23 protein-coding genes are annotated in these 24,829 nt (G+C 33.5%); 19 read left to right on the top strand and 4 right to left on the bottom strand.

Annotated elements, in window-relative coordinates:
• Positions 1 to 43: 43 nt before the first annotated feature.
• From B2Z27_RS00685 to B2Z27_RS00670, 4 genes are all read right to left on the bottom strand, one after another.
• Positions 44 to 1,272, bottom strand: a protein-coding gene (locus B2Z27_RS00685) for an IS3 family transposase (protein ID WP_286812160.1) whose coding sequence is annotated in 2 segments (ribosomal slippage) — positions 44 to 924 and positions 924 to 1,272 — 1,230 coding nt in all. Because the reading frame shifts where the segments join, the coding sequence is not laid out codon by codon here.
• A gap of 126 nt (positions 1,273 to 1,398) precedes the next feature.
• On the bottom strand, positions 1,399 to 1,575 hold the full coding sequence (locus B2Z27_RS00680) for a DUF6747 family protein (protein WP_164674209.1): 177 nt from the start codon (positions 1,573 to 1,575) through the stop codon (positions 1,399 to 1,401).
• A 279-nt stretch (positions 1,576 to 1,854) separates the two neighbouring features.
• A complete protein-coding gene (locus B2Z27_RS00675) occupies positions 1,855 to 4,290 on the bottom strand; it encodes an OmpA family protein (protein ID WP_236973332.1) in 2,436 nt (811 codons plus the stop codon).
• A gap of 318 nt (positions 4,291 to 4,608) precedes the next feature.
• The gene (locus B2Z27_RS00670) at positions 4,609 to 4,794 is read right to left on the bottom strand and encodes a twin-arginine translocase TatA/TatE family subunit (protein ID WP_058104567.1); all 186 of its coding nucleotides are present in this window, start codon (positions 4,792 to 4,794) and stop codon (positions 4,609 to 4,611) included.
• A 195-nt stretch (positions 4,795 to 4,989) separates the two neighbouring features.
• On the opposite strand from B2Z27_RS00670, the gene B2Z27_RS00665 reads away from it, so the two are divergent.
• The 19 genes from B2Z27_RS00665 (at position 4,990) to B2Z27_RS00575 (ending at position 24,828) form a co-directional block, all read left to right on the top strand.
• Entirely contained in the window at positions 4,990 to 5,862 is an 873-nt protein-coding gene (locus B2Z27_RS00665) for a M23 family metallopeptidase (protein ID WP_058104566.1), read from the top strand.
• Between the two features lie 6 nt (positions 5,863 to 5,868).
• A complete protein-coding gene (locus tag B2Z27_RS00660; protein ID WP_286812159.1) occupies positions 5,869 to 7,374 on the top strand; it encodes a GH3 family domain-containing protein in 1,506 nt (501 codons plus the stop codon).
• Between the two features lie 46 nt (positions 7,375 to 7,420).
• Positions 7,421 to 9,103: a DUF6909 family protein gene (locus B2Z27_RS00655; protein WP_071340805.1), complete on the top strand. Its 1,683-nt coding sequence runs from the start codon at positions 7,421 to 7,423 to the stop codon at positions 9,101 to 9,103.
• Between the two features lies 1 nt (position 9,104).
• Positions 9,105 to 10,100 (top strand): hypothetical protein, encoded by a 996-nt coding sequence (locus tag B2Z27_RS00650; RefSeq protein ID WP_286812158.1) that lies wholly within the window; start codon positions 9,105 to 9,107, stop codon positions 10,098 to 10,100.
• A gap of 3 nt (positions 10,101 to 10,103) precedes the next feature.
• Positions 10,104 to 11,108: a dTDP-glucose 4,6-dehydratase gene (rfbB, locus tag B2Z27_RS00645; RefSeq protein ID WP_286812157.1), complete on the top strand. Its 1,005-nt coding sequence runs from the start codon at positions 10,104 to 10,106 to the stop codon at positions 11,106 to 11,108.
• A gap of 4 nt (positions 11,109 to 11,112) precedes the next feature.
• On the top strand, positions 11,113 to 11,973 hold the full coding sequence (gene rfbA, locus B2Z27_RS00640; protein ID WP_286812156.1) for a glucose-1-phosphate thymidylyltransferase RfbA: 861 nt from the start codon (positions 11,113 to 11,115) through the stop codon (positions 11,971 to 11,973).
• Positions 11,970 to 12,515: a dTDP-4-dehydrorhamnose 3,5-epimerase gene (gene rfbC / locus B2Z27_RS00635; protein WP_286812155.1), complete on the top strand. Its 546-nt coding sequence runs from the start codon at positions 11,970 to 11,972 to the stop codon at positions 12,513 to 12,515. Before rfbA ends, rfbC begins: the two co-directional genes overlap by 4 nt.
• On the top strand, positions 12,512 to 13,282 hold the full coding sequence (gene rfbD / locus B2Z27_RS00630) for a dTDP-4-dehydrorhamnose reductase (protein WP_286812154.1): 771 nt from the start codon (positions 12,512 to 12,514) through the stop codon (positions 13,280 to 13,282). The genes rfbC and rfbD overlap by 4 nt, the downstream gene beginning before the upstream one ends.
• Positions 13,283 to 13,301: 19 nt before the next feature.
• Positions 13,302 to 14,489: a UDP-N-acetylglucosamine 4,6-dehydratase gene (locus B2Z27_RS00625; protein WP_286812153.1), complete on the top strand. Its 1,188-nt coding sequence runs from the start codon at positions 13,302 to 13,304 to the stop codon at positions 14,487 to 14,489.
• Between the two features lie 5 nt (positions 14,490 to 14,494).
• Positions 14,495 to 15,634 carry a LegC family aminotransferase gene (locus B2Z27_RS00620; protein ID WP_286812152.1) on the top strand — a complete coding sequence of 380 codons (1,140 nt, stop codon included), beginning with the start codon at positions 14,495 to 14,497 and terminating at the stop codon, positions 15,632 to 15,634.
• Positions 15,621 to 16,253: an acetyltransferase gene (locus B2Z27_RS00615; RefSeq protein WP_286812151.1), complete on the top strand. Its 633-nt coding sequence runs from the start codon at positions 15,621 to 15,623 to the stop codon at positions 16,251 to 16,253. Before B2Z27_RS00620 ends, B2Z27_RS00615 begins: the two co-directional genes overlap by 14 nt.
• Entirely contained in the window at positions 16,253 to 17,257 is a 1,005-nt protein-coding gene (gene neuB, locus B2Z27_RS00610) for an N-acetylneuraminate synthase (RefSeq protein ID WP_276491469.1), read from the top strand. The genes B2Z27_RS00615 and neuB overlap by 1 nt, the downstream gene beginning before the upstream one ends.
• Positions 17,254 to 18,429, top strand: a complete 1,176-nt coding sequence (neuC, locus tag B2Z27_RS00605) for a UDP-N-acetylglucosamine 2-epimerase (protein ID WP_286812150.1) — start codon at positions 17,254 to 17,256, stop codon at positions 18,427 to 18,429. Before neuB ends, neuC begins: the two co-directional genes overlap by 4 nt.
• Entirely contained in the window at positions 18,416 to 19,462 is a 1,047-nt protein-coding gene (locus B2Z27_RS00600) for a nucleotidyltransferase family protein (RefSeq protein WP_286812149.1), read from the top strand. Before neuC ends, B2Z27_RS00600 begins: the two co-directional genes overlap by 14 nt.
• Positions 19,463 to 20,179, top strand: coding sequence for a cytidylyltransferase domain-containing protein (locus B2Z27_RS00595; protein ID WP_286812148.1), 717 nt, complete (start codon positions 19,463 to 19,465; stop codon positions 20,177 to 20,179).
• Entirely contained in the window at positions 20,176 to 21,087 is a 912-nt protein-coding gene (locus B2Z27_RS00590) for a Gfo/Idh/MocA family protein (protein WP_286812147.1), read from the top strand. The genes B2Z27_RS00595 and B2Z27_RS00590 overlap by 4 nt, the downstream gene beginning before the upstream one ends.
• Positions 21,069 to 21,815: an SDR family oxidoreductase gene (locus B2Z27_RS00585; protein ID WP_286812146.1), complete on the top strand. Its 747-nt coding sequence runs from the start codon at positions 21,069 to 21,071 to the stop codon at positions 21,813 to 21,815. Before B2Z27_RS00590 ends, B2Z27_RS00585 begins: the two co-directional genes overlap by 19 nt.
• 42 nt (positions 21,816 to 21,857) lie before the next feature.
• The gene (locus B2Z27_RS00580) at positions 21,858 to 23,168 is read left to right on the top strand and encodes a fibronectin type III domain-containing protein (protein WP_286812145.1); all 1,311 of its coding nucleotides are present in this window, start codon (positions 21,858 to 21,860) and stop codon (positions 23,166 to 23,168) included.
• 64 nt (positions 23,169 to 23,232) lie between these two features.
• Positions 23,233 to 24,828, top strand: a complete 1,596-nt coding sequence (locus B2Z27_RS00575; protein WP_286812144.1) for an acyltransferase family protein — start codon at positions 23,233 to 23,235, stop codon at positions 24,826 to 24,828.
• Position 24,829: the final 1 nt, after the last annotated feature.

Here is a 24,829-nt window from a genome sequence, read left to right as displayed (position 1 = left end):
TGAGTCGTCCTGAAATAGGTTGACAGTTTTTAAATAATCAATATCAAACCAGAGAAGCTAGCTTCTCTGGTTTTTTGTTGTGTATAAAGTTAGGTGTTTTCATATTAAGGCTCAAGTGCGGTCTTTTGCCGTTATAGGTTCTTATCGATTCGGCTATGAGCTTTTTCAATTCTTTTCCATTGTTACATTTATAGATCAGGAATTCACTTTTCAATATGCCGTTCATCCGTTCCGCCAAGGCATTTTGGTAGCAATCATACCCATCCGTCATCGATGGGGCCATGTTATTTCTTCTTAGTTCTTTTTGGTATATGGCCGAGCAATACTGCAATCCCCTATCGGAATGATGGATCAGGTCCTTGCTCGTCGATCTATTGCCGTTCGCCATTTTTACCGCCTTTACCACATTCTCCGCACTCATATCGTCACTAAGGTGGTACCCCATTATTTTTCTACTATAGGCATCGGTCACCAAGGACAGGTAATGTGTCCGCTCCCTACTTTTAATGTACGTAATATCACTGACGAAGAACTCCTCCGGTCCGCAAACGTCGGTTCCCTTCATCAGATTGGGATATTTTCTAAGCCAATGCTTGGAGTTCGTTGTCCTGGTGTAATTCTTCCTTGGCATTATCAACATCGATTCCGAGCGTAAATATCCGAACAGGGCATCTCTTCCTATCTTCAGATCGTGCATTGCGAACTCGTCCTTTAAAAGGTAATACAGTTTTCGTGTACCGAGCCTGGGCATATCCTTGCGGACACCTTCGACCAGGTTCTTTATCTTCACGAACTCTTGCTCTCTTTTGACCATACGTTTTTCTCCTTGGTAGACGGCTTGTCTACTTATCCCAAACAATCGACAACAACGCGATAAACTTAATCGTTGTTCTTGTCGGAGGCGCTGGATTGATCGGGCGAATGCTTTTTTCTGATAGTGGTACCATACTGCTTATCGGCGATATCGATCATGGTATTGAGAATTTTGTTCCGTAATCTCTCATCGGAAAGCTCTCTCTCCAAGCGTTTGATCTTCTGTGCAGGTGTTTCTTTCGATTTTGGCATTTGACGGCGTATTGGTTTGCTCCAGTCCAATGTACCATGTTTTCTCAACCAAACCAAAACGGTACTTCTCCCTTGGATACCATATGCCTTTTGGGCCTGCTTATAGGTCATATCGCCCTTTTCCACTTGAGATATTACCGCTAATTTAAAGCCTAGATTGTAATCGCGTTGGCTGCGCTTCTTCCTTGGTTTCTCTGAATCCTTCATAAATAAGTCGAATTTGTGTCAACTTATTTCAGGACGGGACAGATATAATAAAAAAGGCTCAGGAAACTCCTGAGCCTTTTTTATGTGAATTAAGTTCAACTATTCAGAACCTAAAATTATACGGTCTTATAGATTACTAAATGTAAAACCGGTAGATACTCTGTATATCAATGCGTACATGGCAAAAGCAATCAACACAAAACATAACCAAGAGAATACTTTGAAGTAATGCTCTAAGATATAGCTTTTCCAATTTCTAAAAGCTTCAATGTATATTTCCTTCACTAGAGTAATTTTTTCCATAATCAATATATTAGTTGTTGCTGGGTGTAAAGTTCACCATAATAGAAAGTTATATGGAATAGTTTAGGTGAAAGGATAATTATTACTACCAACTGTACCCTTTTAAAACCAAAATCTATGAACGGTTATTAGATCAGATGAACGACCGGTGTCATTATTTTATTGGATCGATAGCATGTATATTAAATGGGTTAAAGTGGCTTTTAGAGAGATTAGAAAAGAGTTTAAAAACAAAAAACCCGCTATTTAGCGGGTTTTATTATTTTAGTTAAAGTTGTATTACATATTCACGATAATGAATTCTGATCTACGGTTTAGGTAGTGTTCCTCCTCTGTACAACGAACAGAACCATCACATTCATTGATTAAGCGTTCTTCTCCATAACCAATAGCACTTTCTATACGTTTTGGATCAATACCTTGAGATATAATGTAGTCTCTTGTAGATTTTGCACGTTTATCTGATAGGTATTTGTTGTATACGGCATCACCCCTGGAATCTGTATGAGATTCAATTTTAATGACCATGTTTGGTGAATCGTTCATAACGGCTACTAATTTATCAAGTTCTAGAGCAGCATCTTTACGAATGAATGATTTATCAAAGTTAAAGTGGATCATCTCTGTTTTGAGTTTCTTAATACCCTCTTCAACAGCAATCATATCGTTCAGTTTTCTCATGGAAACATCTACATTAACAATTTCATTTTCTTTAGTAGCGGCTTCTCTGGTGTCATCAAAATAAGAACCCTTTGTTGTTCTTAATACATACCTAGTATCGGCATCCAAGTCTTCAAAAATGAAGTTACCATTCTCGTCGGTCTCCATTTCTTTTAGTTTAATATTGTTTTCATCAAGTAGTTCAACCAATGCGTTAGGCATTAAATCTCCAGTAATCAACTCAGTAACAATACCTGAGATAGCGTTAATACTGGTTGGTATTTCCTCAATCTGTAAGGTTTTAAATGAGTAGATATCATCATCTCCCTTACCGCCACTACGATTAGAAGCAAAGTATCCTTTTTGTGTTTCTTCATCAACAATAAATGAAAAGTCATCTTTTTTACTGTTGACCGGTTTTCCAACGTTTCGTACTTCCAAGAAACCAACTTCATCATCAAAAGCTACTTCAAATACATCTAGTCCGCCTAATCCTACATGACCATCTGATGAAAAATACAATTTCTTGTCATTAATAAAAGGAAACATTTCTTTATGCTCGGTATTTATTTCTGGACCTAAATTTCTAGGCGAAGAAAAGCTGCCGTCTTCTAATACGTCTACTACGAAAATGTCAGTTTCCCCTATGCTACCAGGCATATCCGATACAAAGTATAATTGTTTTCCATCTGGACTCAATGCTGGGTGACCAGTAGAGTACTCATCACTATTAAATGAAACCTCTTCTGCCTCTAACCATTCGCCATTTACCTTTCTAGATCTATATATCTTTAAATGATTAATGCCGTTTTTATCTCGTTTTAGTTTTTTACCGTAATTGTTTCTGGTAAAATACATAGTCTCATTATCCGGTGAAAAGGCAACTGAGGCTTCGTGATATTTAGTATTTATTTTTTTTGAAAATTTAAGAGCATTCTTAAAGTCTTGGGTTTCATCATTTACCTTAGCTACAAATAAATCTAAATACGGCTGATTGTTCCATTTATACCTTCTGGTATTAAAAATAGATGAATCTTTTGCTGAGGCATATACCATTTGATCACCACCATAATACATTGGTGAAAATTCTGAATACTTTGAGTTTATACTAAGGTTATTTATATCAAATTTCTCTTCCATTCTAAGAAGTCCGTCCAACACAATTTCATTATGCTTGGTTTGCTGCTCCACTTCCTCACCGGCAAGTTTTCTATTGTATAACTTTAAAAGTCTTTTAGATCTTTTGTAGTTACCAATACCTTTTAGAGAATGAGCATACTTAAATAAATAATCTAAGCCCATGTCAGATTCATATTTGGTATAAAGTATATTGTACCACTTATATGCATTCTCCATGTCAGTATTAAAGTAATGCGCATCTCCTGCTTTTTTTAATACGTCATAAGAATATGATTTTTCTCCTTTTGATAATGCCTGTTCGTATAACTTAGCTGCTTCAGCATACCACATTTTATCAAAATATTCATCGGCTCTTTTAACAAGTTTGGTTTTAGATTCAGTATTTACCGTTGTAGTTTCTTTAAGCATATCATAAGTAACATCTTCTACAGGTACAGTTTCTGTATTGAGCAAAGACTCCGTTTCTCCGTCAAGTATCTTAAGTACCCAAACTTGATCTTCATATCTGCCGCCAAATTTTGAAGAGCAGTCGTTTAAAGCGTCGCGCCAAGAGTCATAATGATTTAGATAAACGTAGTAAAGTTGATTTTCAGGATTTTGAAAGTAACCGGCATTAAACCCCTTCTTGTTAAGCTTTCTTACTTGAGACTTTAAATTTTTACTTTTTGAGAAGGTACCAGAGATAACGTAGTAGCCATTTTCTGTGTTCTCCACCTTATTAAAAGCTCTGTAGGGAACCGGTATTGCTTCTGCAGCTTTTTGAAATTCTTTCTTATCTTCTTCTTCAAAATCTGATACCATTCTTGTACCATATTCCTTTTCTTGAGATAAATCTGCTTCTATATTATCTCCAAAATTCTGAGCTTGGGCAAATAGAACAAATACTAGAAAAAATAAATTTAAAACACTTCTCATAAATATAAATCTAAGCTGAATGAATAATTCAACAGGGGGTTAAGTATAGTTCAAACGGTTAGCCATAGGTTTTTAGTACCGTTTGTTTAACGAAATTAGATTTATAGGGGTATTCTGAATACTAATTGTTGTGAAAGAGGTATTTTTTGTCGTGTATGTAGATTATTCAGTAGCTACCTTACATCGTAAGGGCGCTGTTAAACGCTTGATCAATAAACCTTTGTACAAACTAATTGAAGGTGTAGATTGAATATTAAAAATACAAAAAGCCCTGTTTAACAGGGCTTTATAATGATTGACAAGAAGTTTATTTTGTAATTACTCCTTATTCTTTTCTCCTAATTGTTCATCCTCTTTAGAGGCATCTTTAAATTCTTTGATTCCACTACCTAAACCTCTCATAAGTTCAGGAATCTTTTTTCCTCCGAATAATAGCAGAATTACGACTACCACTAATATTATTTGTGGAGCGCCTATGGCCAAAAATGTAGATAAGAATGTCATAAGACTATAATTTAAATATGGATTTCAAAGATACTAAAAACTACTGTAGAAATCTTCAGTATATCCAAATACGTTTAATGGTTTGTATATTTTAACTATAATTTGGGTATATACGAACAAAAAGCTATCGTTATTGCCGTTATATTTCTTAAGTGAATAGGTTTAAAATTAAATTCTAAGTTTATCTTTGTTAAGATGGCCAAAAAGAAAGTCAAAAAAAGAAAGGAGATAAAACGTAAATTACTGCATAAGTACCGTTTGGTAATACTAAACGAAAGTACTTTTGAAGAAAAGATTTCTTTTAAATTAAGTAGGCTCAATGTATTTGTTACGGGATCTCTATTTATGATCGGTCTAATAGGGCTTACCACCTTATTGATAGCCTTTACACCGTTAAGGGAATATATACCAGGGTATTCATCTACCAGGCTAAAAAAGGAAGCCACTGAACTGACCTATAAAACGGATTCACTCATTAGAACCTTAAATTATACCAATAAGTATTTAGATAATATACGTATGGTTTTAAAGGGAGATATAGAAAATACCGTAGTTAATAGAGATTCATTATTTCAACAATATAAATTAGATCCAGCATCAGTAGATTTAAGTCCGATAAAGGAAGATTCCTTATTACGTGCCGAAGTTGCTTTAGAAGATAAATACAATTTGTTTGAGCGTACAATAGATAAAAAGAATTTGGTTTTGTTTACTCCGGTCACCGGATCAATATCTATGGGGTTTAACCCCAATGAAAAGCATTATGCAGTTGATGTTACTGCGGTTACCGATAGTCCGGTAAAAGCTGTAGCAAATGGAACGGTAATATTTTCAGAGTGGACGGCCGATACTGGTTATGTTATTATTATAGAACATGAAGGAGGACTGTTAAGTGTATATAAGCATAATGGTTCTTTATCTAAATATCAAGGTAATATCGTAAGAGGGGGAGAGGTAATTGCCGCTGTTGGTAATACGGGAGAACTTACTACCGGACCACACTTACATTTTGAAATTTGGGACAATGGTACACCAATTGATCCAACCAATTATATTGACTTTAATTAATACAAAATGTCCTTAAAGACCATTGCTGCTAAAATATTTGCGCACCGTATTGCCAAAAGGACCAATAAATGGGTAAACAACCCCATTGAGACCCAAGAAAAGGTTTTTAAAAGTTTAATTGCCAAAGGAGCGGAAACAAAGTTTGGTAAAGACCATAGTTTTAAAACCATTAAAAAACATAGCGACTTCATTGCCCAAGTACCCGTACGTGATTATGAAGAACTAAAGTCATATGTTAACTTGGCGGTAGAAGGACAAGAAAATATACTTTGGCCCGGTAAACCACTTTATTTTGCTAAAACCTCTGGTACCACTTCTGGTGCAAAATATATTCCTATTACTGAAGGGAGTATAAAAGAACAGGTTAAAGCCTCTAGAAATTCCATACTCAATTATATACATGAAACCGGGAATGCCGATTTTGTAACTGGCAAAATGATTTTTTTACAAGGAAGTCCTGTATTACAAGAAAAGAACGGTGTAAAGTTGGGTAGACTTTCAGGTATATCCGCACATTACGTTCCTAATTATTTACAGAAGAATAGAATGCCCAGTTGGGAAACTAACTGTATTGAAGATTGGGAAACAAAGGTTAATGCCATAGTAGAAGAAACCAAGAATGAGGATATGACTGTTATTGCGGGTATACCGTCTTGGGTACAAATGTATTTTGAAAAACTTAAAGAAAATACCAATGAGTATGTTGGTGATCTTTTCAAAAATTTTGAACTTTTTATTTACGGCGGAGTCAATTATGAACCTTATAGAAAGAAGTTTGAAGCATTAATAGGTAGAAAAGTAGCCAGTATAGAACTTTTTCCGGCAAGCGAGGGTTTTTTTGCTTATCAAAATTCGCAGAAGGAAAGTGGAATGTTGCTACTCCTGGATGCGGGAATATTCTATGAGTTCATAAAGTCTGATGAATTCTTTAACGAACACCCCAAGCGAATTACGTTAAAAGATGTAGAATTAGGTGTAGATTATGTAATGATTATTTCCACAAATGCGGGACTATGGGGCTACAATTTAGGAGATACCATTCGGTTTATTTCAAAGGACCCTTTTAAAATTGTAGTATCGGGGCGTATTAAACATTTTATTTCAGCCTTTGGAGAACATGTAATCGCTAAAGAAGTTGAAGAAGCAATGTTGGTTGCAACGAATGCTACAGATGCAAGTGTAAGCGAATTTACGGTAGCTCCGCAAATTGTTCCTCCACATAACGAATTGCCCTATCACGAATGGTTCATTGAATTTGAAAAGTTACCAAGTGACATGGACAAATTCATTAATACGTTAGATGTGGCTTTGCAACAACAAAATAGCTATTACTACGATTTAATAGTAGGTAAGGTGTTACAAACATTAAAAATCACACCTGTACAGCATGGGGCTTTTATGGAATATATGAAGTCAATAGGTAAACTTGGCGGACAAAATAAAGTACAAAGATTATCCAATGATAGAAAAGTTGCTGATGGTTTATCAAAATATAAGCTAAGAAATAGCTAACTTTTTAATAACAGATTATAAATCGTAATTTCGTTCGAAATATTCAATGGGAAAAGCAATTACAACTACAAGGGCGCAAGAGTCAACAAATGCAATTGAACGCATGTACATCACCATGCGCCATTTGTTCAATAGAGGTTTTTATAAACCGAACGGCGTATCGGGAGAAGCTTTAAAAAATGCTCTCCTACAATTAAGACCTGAAATATATGGTTCCGTAGGTGAAGAAAAAGCAGAATTGAACGGACTCATTTATGTCCTAGAAAGATTGCCAGAAGGTATAGAACAGTGCTCTTTTATTAATTTAACTTCAGATGAAGGGTATGGTATTTCACACATTAACCCAATAATACCACCAAAGAGAAGAAGAAATTGCTACCGAATAGATGAGGAGCAAATGAATATTGAAATTACTAGGGGACGATCAGATATTTATGACATTCTAACTCACCTTACATTCTTGTTCATTGAATCTGAGAAAATATGTAAAAAGGTCCTTATAACAGATACCGATAAAACCATCAGGGATTGGACAAAGCTTGAAAATGCCGTTCAAAAAGATGAATTGCCTCAATCTGAACGTGAAATTGCCATTATTCATACCGCTAATATCTTGGGCAGATCCTTTGAAGAGATATTGGAGGTGTATAAAAAATTCAGTACCAAAGACAATCCCGATCGTTTTTTAAAAGTAATTTATTGGTTAGGTAAATTAGCCTTAGATGAAGAAATAACAGGTGAAAAAAGAACTATAACATTCAGTGCTTTGTTAAGAGAGCGTTTGGGCCATCATATTCATGGTGAACGATGGGCAAATAATATAAAAGAGGTACTGACCAAAAATAATTTATTGCAAAGACCAATTCATATTATCTCTGCCAATATGCACAGTGTTATGAATTCTTTATTTGCTAAAGTAGCCTTAAAGAGTGAATTTCCAAATACTGATTCTTTAGAGATATTTGAAGCACTTAGTAGTTCTGGGAACGCTGCTTTAAGAAAAAAGGTTATTGATTTAGCAGAAGAAAATGGTATGATCGCTATTGATGATACATCAGGAACCAATATTGATGTGCAAATTTTTGATACGGCGAAAATAAAAATCAATAACTGCTCGTACGAATTTTCTGAAAATCAAGATGATAAAAAACCTGTTATATTTGTAATGGATTACGCATTTGGCGAACAGGCTTATGAGACTATAGACGAGTTATTGAAACCATATGTAACCAAGAAGGGCGGTTCGTCGTTGATTAACGTAGATTCTGTTTCCATTATGGGTAAGGCAGGTATATTAGAGGGCGGTAAGGGAGATTTAATGATTCCATCTGCACATATATTTGAAGGTACGGCAGATAATTACCCATTTAATAATGAACTTTGTGCCAAGGATTTTGAGGGTTATGGTCTTAAGGTTTTTGAAGGGACTATGGTAACCGTGTTGGGAACATCACTTCAGAACAAAGACATACTAAAGTTTTTTCACAAGTCTACTTGGAACGTTATTGGACTGGAGATGGAGGGAGTACATTACCAAAAAGCAATACAGAGTGCTTCAAAAATTAGAAAGAGTATAGGAGAAGATGTAAAAGTACGTTATGCATATTATGCATCAGATAACCCTTTAGAAACCGGTAGTACATTAGCTTCTGGCGGATTAGGAACTACTGGGGTAAAACCAACATATCTTATTACAGATAAAATTTTAAAACAAATATTCAATACATAGCATGGCAAGCAATCAATTACCATCTACCCAAAACAATTCTGATGAAATTGATTTGGGGCAATTATTTCAACTAATTAAGAGAGGTTTCAATGCCATTTTCCGTTATATTTTAAGAGTATTCCTATATCTTAAAAAAAACTTACTTCTACTCATTGGGCTTGTTGTCATAGGACTTGCAATTGGGTATGGTCTAAATAAAATTATATCTAAAAAATATAAAACAGAGGTAATTGTAAAGCCTCAAATAGAAAGTAAAAACTATTTATATGATGTTGTAAACGAAATTCAATCAAACATAAAATCAAAGGACACCTTATTTTTCAAATCCATAGGTGTTGATGATATAGATTTTAATGGATTAAACATAGAAATTACTAGAGTTGCTGAAGTTGGTAACTCTGAAAGTGATCTTAAGTACTTAGAGTTACTCCAAAGTTTTGAAAATACTGATGCCATTGCAGATATCGTAAGGGCAGAGCTACAAAACAAGAGCTCATTTAACCATAGAATTTCTATCTATTATAAAGATGCGGCATTTGGTAAGGTTTTCGCTGAAAAGATTATTAAATACATAAATACGAACACATATTTTAACGGTCTTCTTGAAGTTTATCGTGAAAATGCCATTGGTCGTATAAAGGCAGACGAATTGTTACTGAAACAAGTAGATGAAATTATTGCTAATTATACTAATGGCTTAGCTTTAAAACAAAATAATAATTCAACGGAAAGAATTGTATTAGATAATCAGGAACAAGTTAATATTGCTGATATATTTGAGTATAAAACAGGTTTAATAAGAGATATTGAAGCTAAGAAGCTAGAATTAGAAGAGCGTAAGGTACCCGTAAGCATAATTAATTTAGGACAGCCACAGGTAGAGCGAAAATCTTTTTTTGGTAAAAGTATCGTTTTAATACCATTAATATTTTTATCGGTTTTCTTCATTATTTCAGCCTTGATCTACTTAAATAACAAAGCAAAAACGATAGTATAACTTATGGGATACCACCAATCTAACAGCAAAATTTTAATTACTGGTGGTGCGGGTTTTATAGGCAGTAATTTTATCCCTTATTTTTTAAATAGAAACCCTAAATTACAAGTAATTAATCTTGATTTATTGACTTATGCAGGGGATTTAAAAAATCTTGAAGAAGTTAATGAAAATCCAAATTACCACTTTATTAATGGGGATATAAGTGACAAAAATTTAGTCAGCCAATTATTTGAAGCATATAATATTACTGGTATAATTAACTTTGCAGCAGAATCTCATGTAGATAACTCCATAAGTTCCCCTGGGCAATTTGTCAAGACAAATATAGAGGGCACTTTTAATCTTTTGGAGAACGCTAGAACCTATTGGAAAGGTGAAAATTATAGATTTCATCATATTAGTACGGATGAAGTTTACGGATCTTTAGGTGAAGAAGGTTTTTTTACCGAAGAATCTAATTACCGACCAAATAGCCCATACAGTGCATCTAAGGCTTCATCTGATTTTCTGGTCAGAAGCTATCATCATACTTATGGCATGAACGTAGTAACAAGTAATTGTTCTAACAACTATGGACCTAAACAGCATGACGAAAAATTAATACCTACCATAATTAGATCGGCAATACATGGATTAAAAATTCCAATTTATGGTAATGGCAAAAACATAAGAGATTGGCTTTTTGTAAAAGACCATTGTACGGGTATTGAAGCTATTTATAAAAAAGGTAAAACTGGTAACACCTATCTTTTAGGTGGCAATAATGAATATGATAATATTACAATAGCTTCTAAAATATGTTCAATTCTAGACGTTTTAAGACCAAAACCAGATGGTAGCTATGTAAATCAGATAAAATTTGTAAAAGATCGTTTAGGTCATGATTTTAGATATGCCATAGATGCATCAAAAGTATCTAGGGAATTAGGATGGAAGCCCAATGAAGATTTTGATATTGGATTGGAGAAAACTGTAAACTGGTTTTTAAACAAGTATCAATTGTAAAACTATGAAAGGAATAATTCTTGCAGGGGGTACGGGTTCTCGTTTATGGCCTTTGACAAAAGCACTGAGTAAGCAGCTAATGCCTATTTATGATAAGCCTATGGTTTACTATCCATTATCGACTTTAATGACAACGGGTATAAGGGAGATTTTGATTATTACCACACCAGAAGATTTACCTTTATTTAAAAAACTACTTTCAGATGGAAGTCAGCTGGGATGTAAATTTGAATTTGAAGTACAGTCAGAGCCGAAAGGTTTAGCAGAAGCATTTATTATTGGAAAAGAATTTATAGGTTCTAGTAAGGTTGCTTTAATACTTGGAGATAATATTTTTTATGGTAATGGACTAGAGCGTTTGTTAAAGAACAATAATGATCCTGAAGGCGGCATAATATTTGGCTATCATGTTAATAATCCTAACAGATATGGTGTAGTAGAATTTGATGATGAGGGCAAGGCTATTTCAATTGTTGAAAAACCTGAATCGCCAAAATCCAATTATGCAATACCAGGAATTTACTTTTACGATAATGATGTAATAAATATTGCGGAAATAATACAACCTAGCAATAGAGGAGAATTGGAGATTACAGATGTGAACATTGCTTATTTAAAAAGGGATAAATTACAAGTGAGTGTTCTTGATAAAGGAATTGCATGGTTGGATACTGGTACATTTAGTTCTTTGATGCAGGCATCTCAATTCGTTCAAGTAATAGAAGAAAGACAAGGTTTAAAAATTGGATGTATAGAAGAGGTAGCTTATAGACAAGGATTTATAAATGCGCATCAATTACAAAAATTGGCCGAACCATTGTTAAAAAGCGGATATGGGGAGTATTTAATGAGTTTGATTAGATGAAAATAACTGAAACAAAATTAAAAGGTTGCTTAATTCTAGAGCCTCAATTCTTTGAAGATAACAGAGGCATATTTTTTGAAGTTTTTAAAAAAAAAGAACTGTGTGATTTTTTAGGCTATGAAGTTGATTTTGTTCAGGAAAATAAATCAATATCTAAAAAAGGTGTTCTAAGAGGATTACATTTTCAAACCGGAACTGCTGCTCAAGCAAAGTTGGTCTCCGTTCAAAAAGGTGAAGTAGATGATGTTATTGTTGATATAAGACCCGATAGTGAAAGTTTTGGAAAATATATTAAAATTAATCTATCAGATATAAACAATAAAAGTATTTTTATACCAAAAGGTATGGCACATGGATTTGTAGCTCTTTCAAACAATGTAATATTTACATACTTGTGTGATAACTACTATAATCCTTCAATGGAGTCTGGGATACTATATAACGATGCTGACCTAGCAATAGATTGGGGTTATAGTGGAAAAGAATTAACAGTATCGGAGAAAGATTTGATATTGCCAAGTTTCAAAGAATTGTTAAAATGAAGGGGGTTTTGATTACTGGGGCAAATGGACAATTAGGGCAATGTTTGCAGAAGATTGCACCGTTATATAAAGATTTAAAATTTACGTTCAAGAATTCTAAAGACTTAGATATAACAGATAGTTTGTCAATAAAAAAAATCTTTGCTTCAGGTGATTTCCACTTTTGTATAAATTGCGCTGCATATACCAACGTAGAACAAGCCGAAAAAACACCGGATATTGCTTATAGGGTAAATGCAGAGGGTGTTAAGAATTTAGCCAAAGTTTGTAAAAGTTATAACACAACATTAATACACATTTCTACCGATTATGTGTTTGATGGTGAAAAGGATGCACCGTATACTGTAAAGGATGTGCCTAACCCAATTAATGAATATGGTAAATCTAAATTACTTGGTGAAAAGCATATTCAAGAGATAATGGACAATTATTGTATTATAAGAACATCTTGGTTATATTCTGAGTTTGGTAAGAATTTTTATAAAACTATATTGAAAAAAGCTAAAGCTGAAGAAAATCTATCTGTGACCGATGAGCAGTTAGGATGTCCTACTAACGCTAATAATTTGGCGTTACACATAGTAGAAAAATTGATTCAGAATAATAACTTTGGTATAGAACACTTTACAGATGGTTATTCTTGTACATGGTTTGGTTTTGCCAAAAAGATATTAATTGAGCATAAATTACAGAACGTGGTTCAATTACGCAGAGATAAGAATTATCGTACTTTTGCTAGAAGACCGGTAAATAGTGTGCTGAAATAGCCTTAAACAAATCTTGATTATGAAAATACTTAACCTTATTGGAAGGGAAAGGGAATTATTTGAAAATGATATTGCTACCCATGAAGACCAATTAAGTAAAATAGTAGGTAATTCCTCGTTTCTTGTCATTGGTGGCGCAGGATCTATAGGACAGGCAGTGACAAAAGAAATATTTAAACGAAATCCTAAAAAACTCCATGTCGTTGATATTAGCGAGAATAATATGGTGGAATTAGTTAGAGATATTCGTAGTTCTTTTGGTTACATAGACGGTGATTTTCAAACATTTGCTTTGGATATTGGTTCTAGAGAATATGATGCTTTTATAGAAGCAGATGGCACGTATGATTATGTGCTCAACCTTTCCGCCTTAAAACACGTTAGGAGCGAGAAAGACCCGTTCACATTAATGCGTATGATAGAGGTCAATATTTTTAATACCGATAAAACTATTAAACAGGCAATAGCAAAAGGGTCAAAAAAATATTTCTGTGTATCGACGGATAAAGCTGCAAACCCGGTAAATATGATGGGTGCATCAAAACGTATTATGGAAATGTTCTTAATGAGAAACAGTGCAGAGATACCTATCTCCACTGCCCGTTTTGCAAATGTGGCTTTTTCTGATGGGTCATTATTACATGGATTTGATCAAAGGATTAAAAAAGGTCAACCCATTGTAGCCCCTAATGATATAAAAAGATATTTTGTTATACCTAAAGAAAGCGGTGAACTCTGTTTAATGTCCTGTATTTTTGGCGATAATAGGGATATTTTTTTTCCAAAGCTAGATGAGGGGCTGCATTTAATATCATTTGCAGATATTGCAGTAAAATATTTAAGATCTCTAGGTTATGAACCTTATTTATGCAAAAATGAACAGGAAGCTAGAGATTTGGTAAAAGTACTTCCTAAAGAAGGAAAATGGCCCTGTCTGTTTTCTGGTAGCGACACAACAGGAGAGAAGGATTTCGAAGAATTTTTTACAAATTCGGAAACCTTGGATATGAACCGATTCCAAAAATTAGGGGTCATAAAAAACGAACTTGAGGTCGATCATGAAAAATTGGAATATTTTGAAAAGACTATTGAACAAATAAAACAGCAAAGAACTTGGTCAAAAGGGGCAATTGTAGATTTGTTCTTTGAAATGATACCTGCGTTTGGACATAAAGAAACCGGTAAGTATTTAGATAGTAAAATGTAGTTTTAATGATTCAAGAGACAATAGATTTTATTAGGTCGCATTATGAAAGCGAAGACTTTATACCTCTTCACGAGCCTTATTTTGCCGGTAATGAGAAAAAGTATTTAAATGAATGTATTGATACAACATTTGTATCTAGTGTAGGTAAATTTGTCGACAGATTTGAAAAGGATATAGCAATTTTTACGGGTTCAAAGTATGCGATAGCTACTGTAAACGGCACTTCAGCTTTACATATTGCGTTACAACTTGCAGGTGTAGAAAGAGAAGATGAAGTGTTAACTCAGTCATTAACGTTTATAGCCACCTGTAATGCAATCAGTTATATAGGTGCTCACCCTATTTTTATAGATGTAGATAAAAATACAATGGGACTGTCACCTGAAAAATTAAAACAATTTTTATCAGAGGAAACCATCATTAAAGATGAGGTTTGTATCAATAAAAGGACCAAACGTAAAATAAAGGCGGTAGTACCAATGCATACATTTGGAATGCCCATTAATATTGATGATTTGAAAGCGGTTTGCAAGCCATATAATATCAAAATTATAGAGGACGCAGCAGAATCGTTAGGAAGTTATGATAACCATGTTCATACAGGAACTAAAGGTTTGGCAGGTACATTGAGTTTTAATGGAAATAAAACCATTACTACTGGTGGTGGTGGAATGATTTTAACAAATGATGAACATCTGGCAAGAAAAGCCAAACATATAACAACTACCGCTAAAATTCCTCATCGTTGGGATTTTAATCATGATCAGATTGGTTATAATTATAGAATGCCCAATATTAATGCGGCACTTGGTTGTGCCCAGTTAGAAAAATTACCTGAAATTCTACAGAACAAACGAGATTTAGCCCAAAAATATATAGACTTTTTTAGTAATAAATCAGCACGTTTTGTCACAGAACCAGGCAATACATTTGCAAACTATTGGTTAAATTCCATAGTACTTGATAATCCTAATGATAGAGATGAGTTCTTGTCGGCTACTAATGATGCAGGAGTAATGACCAGACCTATTTGGAAACTAATGTCTAGCTTGCCCATGTTTAAAAAAGCTCAAAAAGGAAATCTCGACAATTCCGTTTGGTTAGAACAGCGTGTAATTAATATTCCAAGTAGTGTCAAAAAATAAACATATTTATTTTTTAGGATATTCTGGACATGCCTATGTTGCTATTGATGTTGCTAACAGTAGCGGATATTATGTAAAAGGTTACTTTGATCAGCAAGAAAATAAAGAAAACCCATATGATATTCAATATTTTGGGAATGAAGCAAATATTGATTTAAAGGATTTTGTTAATGATTGTTATGTATTCCCAGCTATGGGTTCTAATACCATTAGGAAAAGATTACATACATTATTGAAGCAGCTAAATATTAAACAATTGGTCTTGGCACATCCTACTGCATTTATTTCTGATACAGCTGTTATTGGTGAATCTTCTTTAATAAATCCTAACGTGTCTATCAACGCTTTGGCAAGAATAGGAAAAGCATGTATAATCAATACAGGAAGTATAATAGAACATGAATGTCATATTGGTAATTATTCACATATTGCACCGGGAGCCGTGTTAGCTGGTAACGTTAAAATAGGAGAAAATTGCTTTGTAGGGGCAAGGGCCGTTATCAAACAAGGGGTATCAATAGCCGATAATGTTATTGTTGGAGCAGGTTCAGTGGTTTTGAGCAATATAGATCGGAAAGGGACATGGGTAGGAAATCCTGCTAAACAACTAATAAAGTAATGAAAAACAGAGTACTGATAATTGCTGAAGCGGGTGTAAACCATAATGGGGATATTACTTTAGCAAAAAAATTAATAGATGCTGCAGCAGATGCAGGGGTAGATTACGTTAAGTTTCAAACATTTAACTCTAAAAAACTTGTTAGTAAATCAGCTCAAAAAGCTGATTATCAAAAACAAAATACCAATGATGAAGTAGAATCTCAGTTAAAGATGCTACAAAAACTTGAACTTAGTAAAAACGACCACCTTATATTAATTGATTATTGCAAAGCAAAGAATATTAAGTTTTTATCAACCGCTTTTGACCTGGATAGTATTGATTTTTTAGAAGAACTTAAAATTGATTTGTGGAAAATACCTTCTGGTGAAATTACCAATTTACCATATTTAAGAAAACTAGGTGGCTTAGGCAAACCGGTGATAATCTCTACTGGTATGGCCGAGATGTCAGAAATAGAAGACGCAATAAATGTTGTTACTTCATCTGGTACAGATATAAAAGATATTACTGTTTTGCATTGTAATACAGAATATCCAACACCCATGCAAGATGTGAACTTGACGGCAATGAACACTATAAAAGATGTGTTTAAAGTACCTATAGGTTATTCTGATCATACTTTGGGGATTGAGATACCTATAGCCGCGGTAGCTCTTGGAGCCACTGTTATCGAAAAACATTTTACCCTTGACAATAGCATGGACGGTCCTGATCATAAAGCGTCATTAGAACCCCAAGAGCTTAAAAAAATGGTGGCTGCAATAAGAAATATTGAACAGGCTTTGGGCAATGGTATAAAAGCGCCTAGCCCAAGTGAAGTTAAAAACAAACCTATTGCACGTAAAAGTATTGTAGCAAATGTAGATATTTCTAAAGGAGAAGTTTTCAACGAAAACAATATAACCGTAAAGCGGCCGGGTACAGGAATATCTCCTATGAAATGGGATGAGGTTATTGGTACAATTGCAACTAAAAACTACAAAGCTGACGAGTTAATATGAAAAAAATTGCTGTCATAACAGGTACTAGGGCAGAGTACGGCCTATTAAAGCCGTTGATTAAAGCCATTGATGACGCTAAAGTTTTACAGCTTCAACTTTTTGTTACCGGCATGCATTTAATGTCAGAATTCGGAAATACGTATTTACAAATAGAAAAAGACGGGTTCACCATAGATGCAAAAGTTGAGGATGGTTTAAAAGGGGATAGTGCTTTGGATATCTCAAAAGCGGTAGGTACGGCTACAATAGGTTTTGCAGAAACTTTTAGCGAATTTAACCCTGACATGATCGTAGTTTTAGGTGACCGAAGCGAAATACTTGCTGCAGCTACGGCCGCAGTGATCAGTAACATTCCTGTAGCTCATATTCATGGCGGTGAAACAACAGAAGGGGCTTATGACGAGTTTATTAGACATGCAATTACTAAAATGAGTCATTTGCACTTTGCAAGTTGCGAGGTATATAGAAATAGAATCATACAATTAGGGGAACAGCCCCACACTGTATTTAATGTTGGCGCAATAGGCATAGATAGTATAAAAAACCTTCAGTTATTAGATAAAAAATCTTTTGAAGAATCTATTGCTACAAAACTTAACAAAAAATCCGTATTAATTACTTTTCATCCTGTTACTATGGAGAATTGTACTGCAGAGGTACAGTTTCAAGAATTATTGTTCGCTTTAGATAAAATGAAAAATACGACATTAATTTTTACAAAACCCAATTCGGATAAAGGCGGTAAAGCGATTATTGATATGATTGATGCCTATGTAGAAAATAATATCGCAAAAGCAATTAGCTTTACATCGTTGGGTCAACTTAGGTACCTTTCAGCATTAAAATATGTAGACTTTGTAATCGGTAATTCGTCAAGTGGAATTCTAGAAGTTCCATATTTTCATATTCCTACTATCAATATTGGAGATAGACAAAAAGGTCGCGTAGCCCCAATAAGTGTTATACATTGTGCACCAAATGAGCAAGAAATTACATCGGCTATTTTAAAAACAACAAATATTAATTTCTTGGATGAAATTTCAGAACAAGAACTGTTATTTGGTAATGGGGATGCAACAGATAAGATAATGAACCAACTAACGACATTCAATAATAAAAATCTTAAAAAGTCATTTTACGATTTAAAACCAACATGTTTTGAGAAACTATAAAGACCATTTACTGCTTACAGAAAGCACCATCAGGGAAGCCTTGATAAAGTTACAAGATTTAGCAAAAGATGCTATTTTATTCGTTGTTGATGATGAAGATAAACTTTTGGGTTCGCTCACTGATGGCGATATTAGAAGGGGATTAATAGATGGTGTTGAAGTTACAGATAACGTTAATAAAATTATTCAGCCCAATCCAAAATTTATCAGAAAAGGTGAAAAGAATCTAGAGAAAATAATTGAATATAGAGAAGGTAATTATAGAATTTTACCCGTTTTGGACGATAATAACATCGTAGTAACCGTTATTAACTTTAGATTAATACGATCTTATTTGCCTGTTGATGCCGTAATTATGGCCGGAGGTAAAGGAACGCGGTTAAGACCTTTAACAGAGCATACGCCAAAACCTTTGTTAAAAGTTGGCTCTAAACCTATTATGGAGCATAATTTAGATAGACTTGCGTTATACGGAATAGATGATTTTTGGATATCGGTAAAATATCTAGGAGAGCAAATTGAAGATTATTTTGGAAACGGAAGGCAAAAAAATATTAATTTAAGTTATGTATGGGAAGACAAACCTTTAGGAACTATTGGAGCGGTATCTAAAATAGATGATTTTTCACATGATTATGTTCTGCTTACAAATTCTGATCTTTTAACCAATTTAGATTACGAGCATTTTTTCTTAGATTTTAAGAACAATGATGCAGATTTGGCAGTAGTTACAATTCCCTATCAAGTTAACATTCCTTATGCCGTATTAGAAACAAATAATGGTCAAGTAGTAAATTTTAAAGAGAAACCTACTTACACTTATTATTCTAATGGAGGTATATATCTTATTAAAAAATCTGCGTTAAAGTATCTTCCTAAAGAAAGCTTTTTCAATGCTACCGATTTAATGGAAAAATTAATTGAAGATGGTAAAAAAGTTGTTTCTTATCCATTATCCGGTTACTGGTTAGATGTAGGCAAACATGAAGATTTTGAAAAAGCGCAAAGAGATATTGAACAAATTAAATTTTAAATGAATATACTAATTACATTATGTGGAAGAGGAGGCTCTAAGGGAATTCCTGGTAAAAACATTAAAAAATTAAATGGTGTTCCTCTTTTGGCATATTCCATTAAACATGCCAAGGAATTTGCTTCACTACATGATAATGTAGATATTTTACTTTCAACTGATGATAGTGCTATTAAAGAAGTAGCCTTGTCATTTGGCTTGGAAACAGATTATATTAGACCAGATTACTTGGCGAATGATACGGTTGGTAAAATTGATGTTTTAAAAGATGCGTTAAGGTTTCAAGAAAGCAAGAATAATAAAAAATATGATATTCTATTAGATCTTGATATTACTTCTCCTTTAAGAACTCAGAAAGATCTAAATGAAGGTTTTAAAAAGCTTTTGGCCGATGATATGGCCATAAATCTGTTTTCAGTATCTAAGCCTCATAAAAATCCTTATTTCAATGTAGTAGAAGATGCCGATAATGGGTATTGTAAATTGGTATGCCCAAGTGATACAAGATCTAGACAAACGGCACCGCAGGTTTTTGATATGAATGCCTCATTTTATTTTTATCGTAGAACCTTTTTTGTAAACGGCTGTAAGTCGGCTATTACACAAAGAAGTTTGTATTATATAATGGACCATATATGTTTTGACCTAGACGAGCCTCTAGATTTTGATATGATGGAATATCTTTTGGCAAATGATAAACTAGGAATGAATTTATGAAAGTATTGATCGTAGGTCTTGGTTCTATCGCTTTAAAACATATTGCGGCTTTAAGGAAAATTGATCCTAATATTGAATTGTATGCTATACGATCTTCATTAAAAGCAGATGCCAAGAAGGGGATTATCAATATATTCTCATTTGATGATTTAGATCATATTGAAATTGATTTTGCCATAATATCTAATCCTACATCGATACATAAAGAAACAATTGAACACTTAATACCTAAAAAAATACCCTTATTTATTGAAAAACCGCTTTTTTCTTCATTGGGGAACAAGGCAGTATTACAAAAAATTGATAGCAATAATATTATTACCTACGTGGCGTGTAACCTTAGGTTTTTAGATTGTATAAAATTTGCTAAAAAGTACATTCAAAGAAAAAGGATCAATGAAGTAAATGTTTATTGCGGATCTTATTTACCAGATTGGAGACCGGGTATAGATTATAAAACTACCTATAGTGCCAATAGAAAATTAGGAGGAGGGGTACATATAGATTTAATCCATGAAATAGATTATGCCTATTGGTTATTTGGCAAACCCCAAGAAGTACATAAGGTTTTTTCAAGTAAATCTTCTTTGAATATTGATGCTTATGATTATGCAAATTATATGTTAGGGTATACAACATTCAATGCTAACATAGTTCTAAACTATTTTAGAAGAGACCCAAAAAGAACTCTTGAAATTGTTTGTGATGATCATACAATAACAATTGATATTCTAGAAAATACGGTTTATCAAAATAAGGAGATTATTTTCACTTCCAAGAAAACAATAATGGATACCTACGAAGATCAATTACGGTTTTTTATTCATGAGGTCGTTGCAAAAGACAATAAGTTTAATACAGCTAATGAAGCTTACGAAATATTAGAAATATGCTTGCAGAACGATTAAAAAACAAAGTAATTATTGTTACCGGTGGTAGTGGTCTAATAGGCAAACCAACATTAGAGCTTTTAAGGAAAAGTCAAGCTATTGTAATCAATGCCGATATCAATGCAAATACGAATATTGAAATTGGCGATTATAATTGCGACGTTACTTCTGAAGATTCTATAAGGGATTTGGTAGCACAAGTGTATACCAAGTATGGTAGAATAGATGGTTTGGTAAACAATGCTTATCCGAGAACAAAGGACTGGGGCAATAAATTTGAAGATGTACCTTTAGAGTCATGGCGAAAGAATGTAGATATGCAGATGAATAGCGTATTTTTCTTATGCCAGTGTGTTTTAGAAGTAATGAAACAACAAGGATCGGGCTCTATCGTAAATATCGCTTCAATATATGGTGTTGTCGGTAATGATTTTACTATTTATGAAGGGTATGGCGGCACTTCACCTGCTGCTTATGCCGCTATAAAAGGAGGAGTCATTAATTTTAGTAGATATTTAGCTTCTTACTATGGCAAATATAATATTAGGGTAAATTGTGTTTCACCTGGCGGAATTAAAGATGCTCAGCACTCTTCGTTTATAGAGCGGTATGAAGATAAATCACCATTGAAAAGATTGGGCCGACCAGAAGAAATAGCTCCAGCAATTGCTTTTTTACTGTCAGAAGACGCCTCATTCATTACCGGTCATAATTTAATGGTGGATGGCGGGTGGACGGCAATATAATATCTAAGATGCTCTTGTGTTAAAAATATACGGACAGTATTTATGAGAACTAACATTTTTTCAGTATCAATAATTTTATTTACACTTTTCAATAGCTGTAAAACAGATGATGTAATTGAAGAAACTGAAGAGATATGCCCTAGAAATGTTGATATTGGTCTGGAGGCTTTATCACCTTACAGCGCCACTATTAAGTGGTTAGAGACACAAGGTTTCGCCTCAAATTATGAATATGGTGAGAAAGGCTTTGTGTTAGGCACAGGTGTTAAAGGGAATACATCTGATGAGAATGTTGAACTAAAAGATTTGAAACCAAATACGGAATATGATTTTTACCTGCAATCTATTTGTACGGCCGATATTACAGGAGAATTTATTTCAAATCCTTACACCTTTACCACTCCTATTTGTTATGAGCTAGATGCAGATAATTTGGGGTTCATAGGTTATGTTGATAATGGCGATTTTAGAGCTTTTTGGATTCCTACCAGAAGGGCAGAAGAGTGGCAAGTTGCCATGTTGACAAACGGTAATACTAAACCTGCCGAAGCACAAATATATACTTTAGAGACCAATGTTGATATTTTTAACTTTCCGGATATTGAACCAAATGTTGAGTATACATTCCTTGTTAGGGGAAAATGTAATGATGTTTACGGTGAATGGGTTACAAAAAGCATAAATACTGGTGAAGAAAATTTAACTTCGCCTTGTAAAGCAATTGTAAGCGATGTGTATGATGATGGTTATAACATCAACTTTTACGTAAATACTCTTTCAAGTTACGTTGTAGAAGTAGTAGAAGAGAATACAGAAAAAGGGACTGGTTTAGAGTTTGAAGATTATTTTAATTTAAACAAACTTACCTTCCATAATGAATACTCAGATTATATAAAAGCAAATACTAATTATGATATTTTTGTACGAGTAGCTTGTGGTTCTTCTTTTTCGGAATACACAAAGGTCTTAACCTATCGTTCTCCAATTGCCAATGTGGTGTTCATTGCAGAGAGCAGTTTTATTGACGATCAATTACAACTAAGCTGGCCTGATTATCATTATGGTTTCAATTATGAATACTGTCAATCTTATGATCAGGTAGTTTACGAAATTGAATATGGTCTGCAGGGTTTTTTAGAAGGAGAAGGAGTTTCGATTGAAATAACGCAAGCTACACGCAGTGGGGGATTATTCTCTTATAGTTTACCATTAAGTAACTTTGAATCTGGTAGCACTTATGAGTTCTCAATTCGTTCTGTTGTTAATGGTAATAGTAGGGGTGTGTGGAATTCTCTAAACAGCGGAGCCTGTAATCAGACTAACAAAGATCGATTCGTTTTTACAGCACCATAGAGATGCTAATTGTTGTTTTGGTTTTAGTATTTTTACTGAAACTTAGTTAAAGTCTTTTATACTAATGCGAATAGCATCACTTGATTATTTACGAGGACTAATGGCATTGGGTATAATGTGTTATCATTATCTTGTATGGTCCTATGGAGTATATGGTAGTGAAACCATTCTTGGTAAAATTGGTATTTATGGTGTTTCGGTTTTCTATGTGTTAAGTGGCTTAACATTATATCTTGTATATCAAGATAAATTAACTTTGAAAACAATAAAGAGTTTTTCTGTAAAACGTTTGGCTAGAATATACCCTTTATTATGGTTTTGTATTTTATTAAATATACTTCTTTTAGCTAAAAGTTATCCCTACGAAAAGATTTTACTAAATATAACTGGACTATTTGGTTTTTTTGCCGTGGATCAATATATACCTACTGGAGCTTGGTCAATAGGGAATGAATTGGTTTTTTATGCTCTCTTCCCCATTATTGTAATAGCATCAAGGAAGTTTAAATATTTAGTTCCCGTTTTTTTTTTAATTACTTTATTTATCGCACTGTATTTTGCTTTTTTCCAATTATCAGAATTTGATAGTTTAGGTAAGGCATGGAAAACCTATATCAACCCATTAAACCAATTATTTTTATTTGTTGGTGGAATATTAATAGGTAGTTTATTTGCATTGAAAGAGAATAATAAGCTCGGATCAATTCTATTACTTCTTGCTCTTATTATTTTCCTGTTACCCTTGTCAGAAGGCGATTTAATTCATATAATCAGCGGTTCTAATAGAATAATTTATAGTGCTGGTTGTTTTATTTTAACGGCTGCATTTTTGCTTATTAAATTCCCTAATTTTAAATGGGTTAATCTAATCTTAGAACGCCTAGGCCATATTTCTTACTCCCTTTACCTTATTCATCCAATTGTGTATTGGTTTCTAGCTAAACAACTTAATATAGCTGAAAATTCTTATAGTTTTTTAAGCTTAGCTGTGATTATAACTTTAGTTTTAAGTTATGTTGTTTATTTTTATTTTGAGACAAGATTTATAGAATATGGAAGAAAATTTAGAGAAGTTAATTTTAGTATATCTTCAAACTTATATTTGAAACCCCTTGTAACCATTATAGTTGGAACAATTCTTATTCTACAGGCAAACAAAAGAAATATACAATTAGACAAAAAGGAAAAACAGCAAATAATGATGTTGAAGACTGGTAGTGAATACTCAAAACTTCTAGCTCAAAGAGGTGTTTACTCAGATAGTGTTTACAAAATATTCATTGCCAATTTTGATGGTAAAAAAGAAATAGTTTTTCTTAAAAAAGGTACACTGACCGATATGCAACAAGAAAGTAAGTTCTTTGTTCATTTGTACCCTAAAAACCAAAAAGATCTGTTGGGAAAAGCCAACCATAACCCTATTAATTTTGAAAGTAACTTTACATCGTTTGATTATGAAGGTCAATTATATCATGTTGCACATACGGAACTACCTGATTATGTAATTGAAAAACTTAACTTAGGGCAATATAGTTTTCGTGGAGATAATTCAATAAACTATAAAATTCAAAAATTAATTATAGGTACAGAAATTGCCAGGGTCCTAAAGGAAAATAAAGAGGAGATGAATATTTTTGAATACTTGCAAGAAACATTTTGAT

Origin of the sequence: Maribacter sp. UBA3344 (assembly GCF_002362375.1) — a bacterium.
Lineage (GTDB): Bacteria > Bacteroidota > Bacteroidia > Flavobacteriales > Flavobacteriaceae > Maribacter > Maribacter dokdonensis.
Note: the sequence above shows the minus strand (reverse complement) of the source record. Positions and strands in the feature narration are given on the sequence as shown.

Coding starts and splice junctions, on each gene's coding strand:
- B2Z27_RS00595 (WP_286812148.1), top strand. CDS start 19,463: ATGAATATACTAATTACATTATGTGGAAGAGGAGGCTCTAAGGGAATT.
- rfbB (WP_286812157.1), top strand. CDS start 10,104: ATGGGATACCACCAATCTAACAGCAAAATTTTAATTACTGGTGGTGCG.
- rfbD (WP_286812154.1), top strand. CDS start 12,512: ATGAAGGGGGTTTTGATTACTGGGGCAAATGGACAATTAGGGCAATGT.
- B2Z27_RS00680 (WP_164674209.1), bottom strand. CDS start 1,575: ATGGAAAAAATTACTCTAGTGAAGGAAATATACATTGAAGCTTTTAGA.
- neuB (WP_276491469.1), top strand. CDS start 16,253: ATGAAAAACAGAGTACTGATAATTGCTGAAGCGGGTGTAAACCATAAT.
- B2Z27_RS00665 (WP_058104566.1), top strand. CDS start 4,990: ATGGCCAAAAAGAAAGTCAAAAAAAGAAAGGAGATAAAACGTAAATTA.
- B2Z27_RS00590 (WP_286812147.1), top strand. CDS start 20,176: ATGAAAGTATTGATCGTAGGTCTTGGTTCTATCGCTTTAAAACATATT.
- rfbC (WP_286812155.1), top strand. CDS start 11,970: ATGAAAATAACTGAAACAAAATTAAAAGGTTGCTTAATTCTAGAGCCT.
- B2Z27_RS00660 (WP_286812159.1), top strand. CDS start 5,869: ATGTCCTTAAAGACCATTGCTGCTAAAATATTTGCGCACCGTATTGCC.
- B2Z27_RS00650 (WP_286812158.1), top strand. CDS start 9,105: ATGGCAAGCAATCAATTACCATCTACCCAAAACAATTCTGATGAAATT.
- neuC (WP_286812150.1), top strand. CDS start 17,254: ATGAAAAAAATTGCTGTCATAACAGGTACTAGGGCAGAGTACGGCCTA.
- B2Z27_RS00585 (WP_286812146.1), top strand. CDS start 21,069: ATGCTTGCAGAACGATTAAAAAACAAAGTAATTATTGTTACCGGTGGT.
- B2Z27_RS00670 (WP_058104567.1), bottom strand. CDS start 4,794: ATGACATTCTTATCTACATTTTTGGCCATAGGCGCTCCACAAATAATA.
- B2Z27_RS00620 (WP_286812152.1), top strand. CDS start 14,495: ATGATTCAAGAGACAATAGATTTTATTAGGTCGCATTATGAAAGCGAA.
- B2Z27_RS00575 (WP_286812144.1), top strand. CDS start 23,233: ATGCGAATAGCATCACTTGATTATTTACGAGGACTAATGGCATTGGGT.
- rfbA (WP_286812156.1), top strand. CDS start 11,113: ATGAAAGGAATAATTCTTGCAGGGGGTACGGGTTCTCGTTTATGGCCT.
- B2Z27_RS00675 (WP_236973332.1), bottom strand. CDS start 4,290: ATGAGAAGTGTTTTAAATTTATTTTTTCTAGTATTTGTTCTATTTGCC.
- B2Z27_RS00580 (WP_286812145.1), top strand. CDS start 21,858: ATGAGAACTAACATTTTTTCAGTATCAATAATTTTATTTACACTTTTC.
- B2Z27_RS00625 (WP_286812153.1), top strand. CDS start 13,302: ATGAAAATACTTAACCTTATTGGAAGGGAAAGGGAATTATTTGAAAAT.
- B2Z27_RS00655 (WP_071340805.1), top strand. CDS start 7,421: ATGGGAAAAGCAATTACAACTACAAGGGCGCAAGAGTCAACAAATGCA.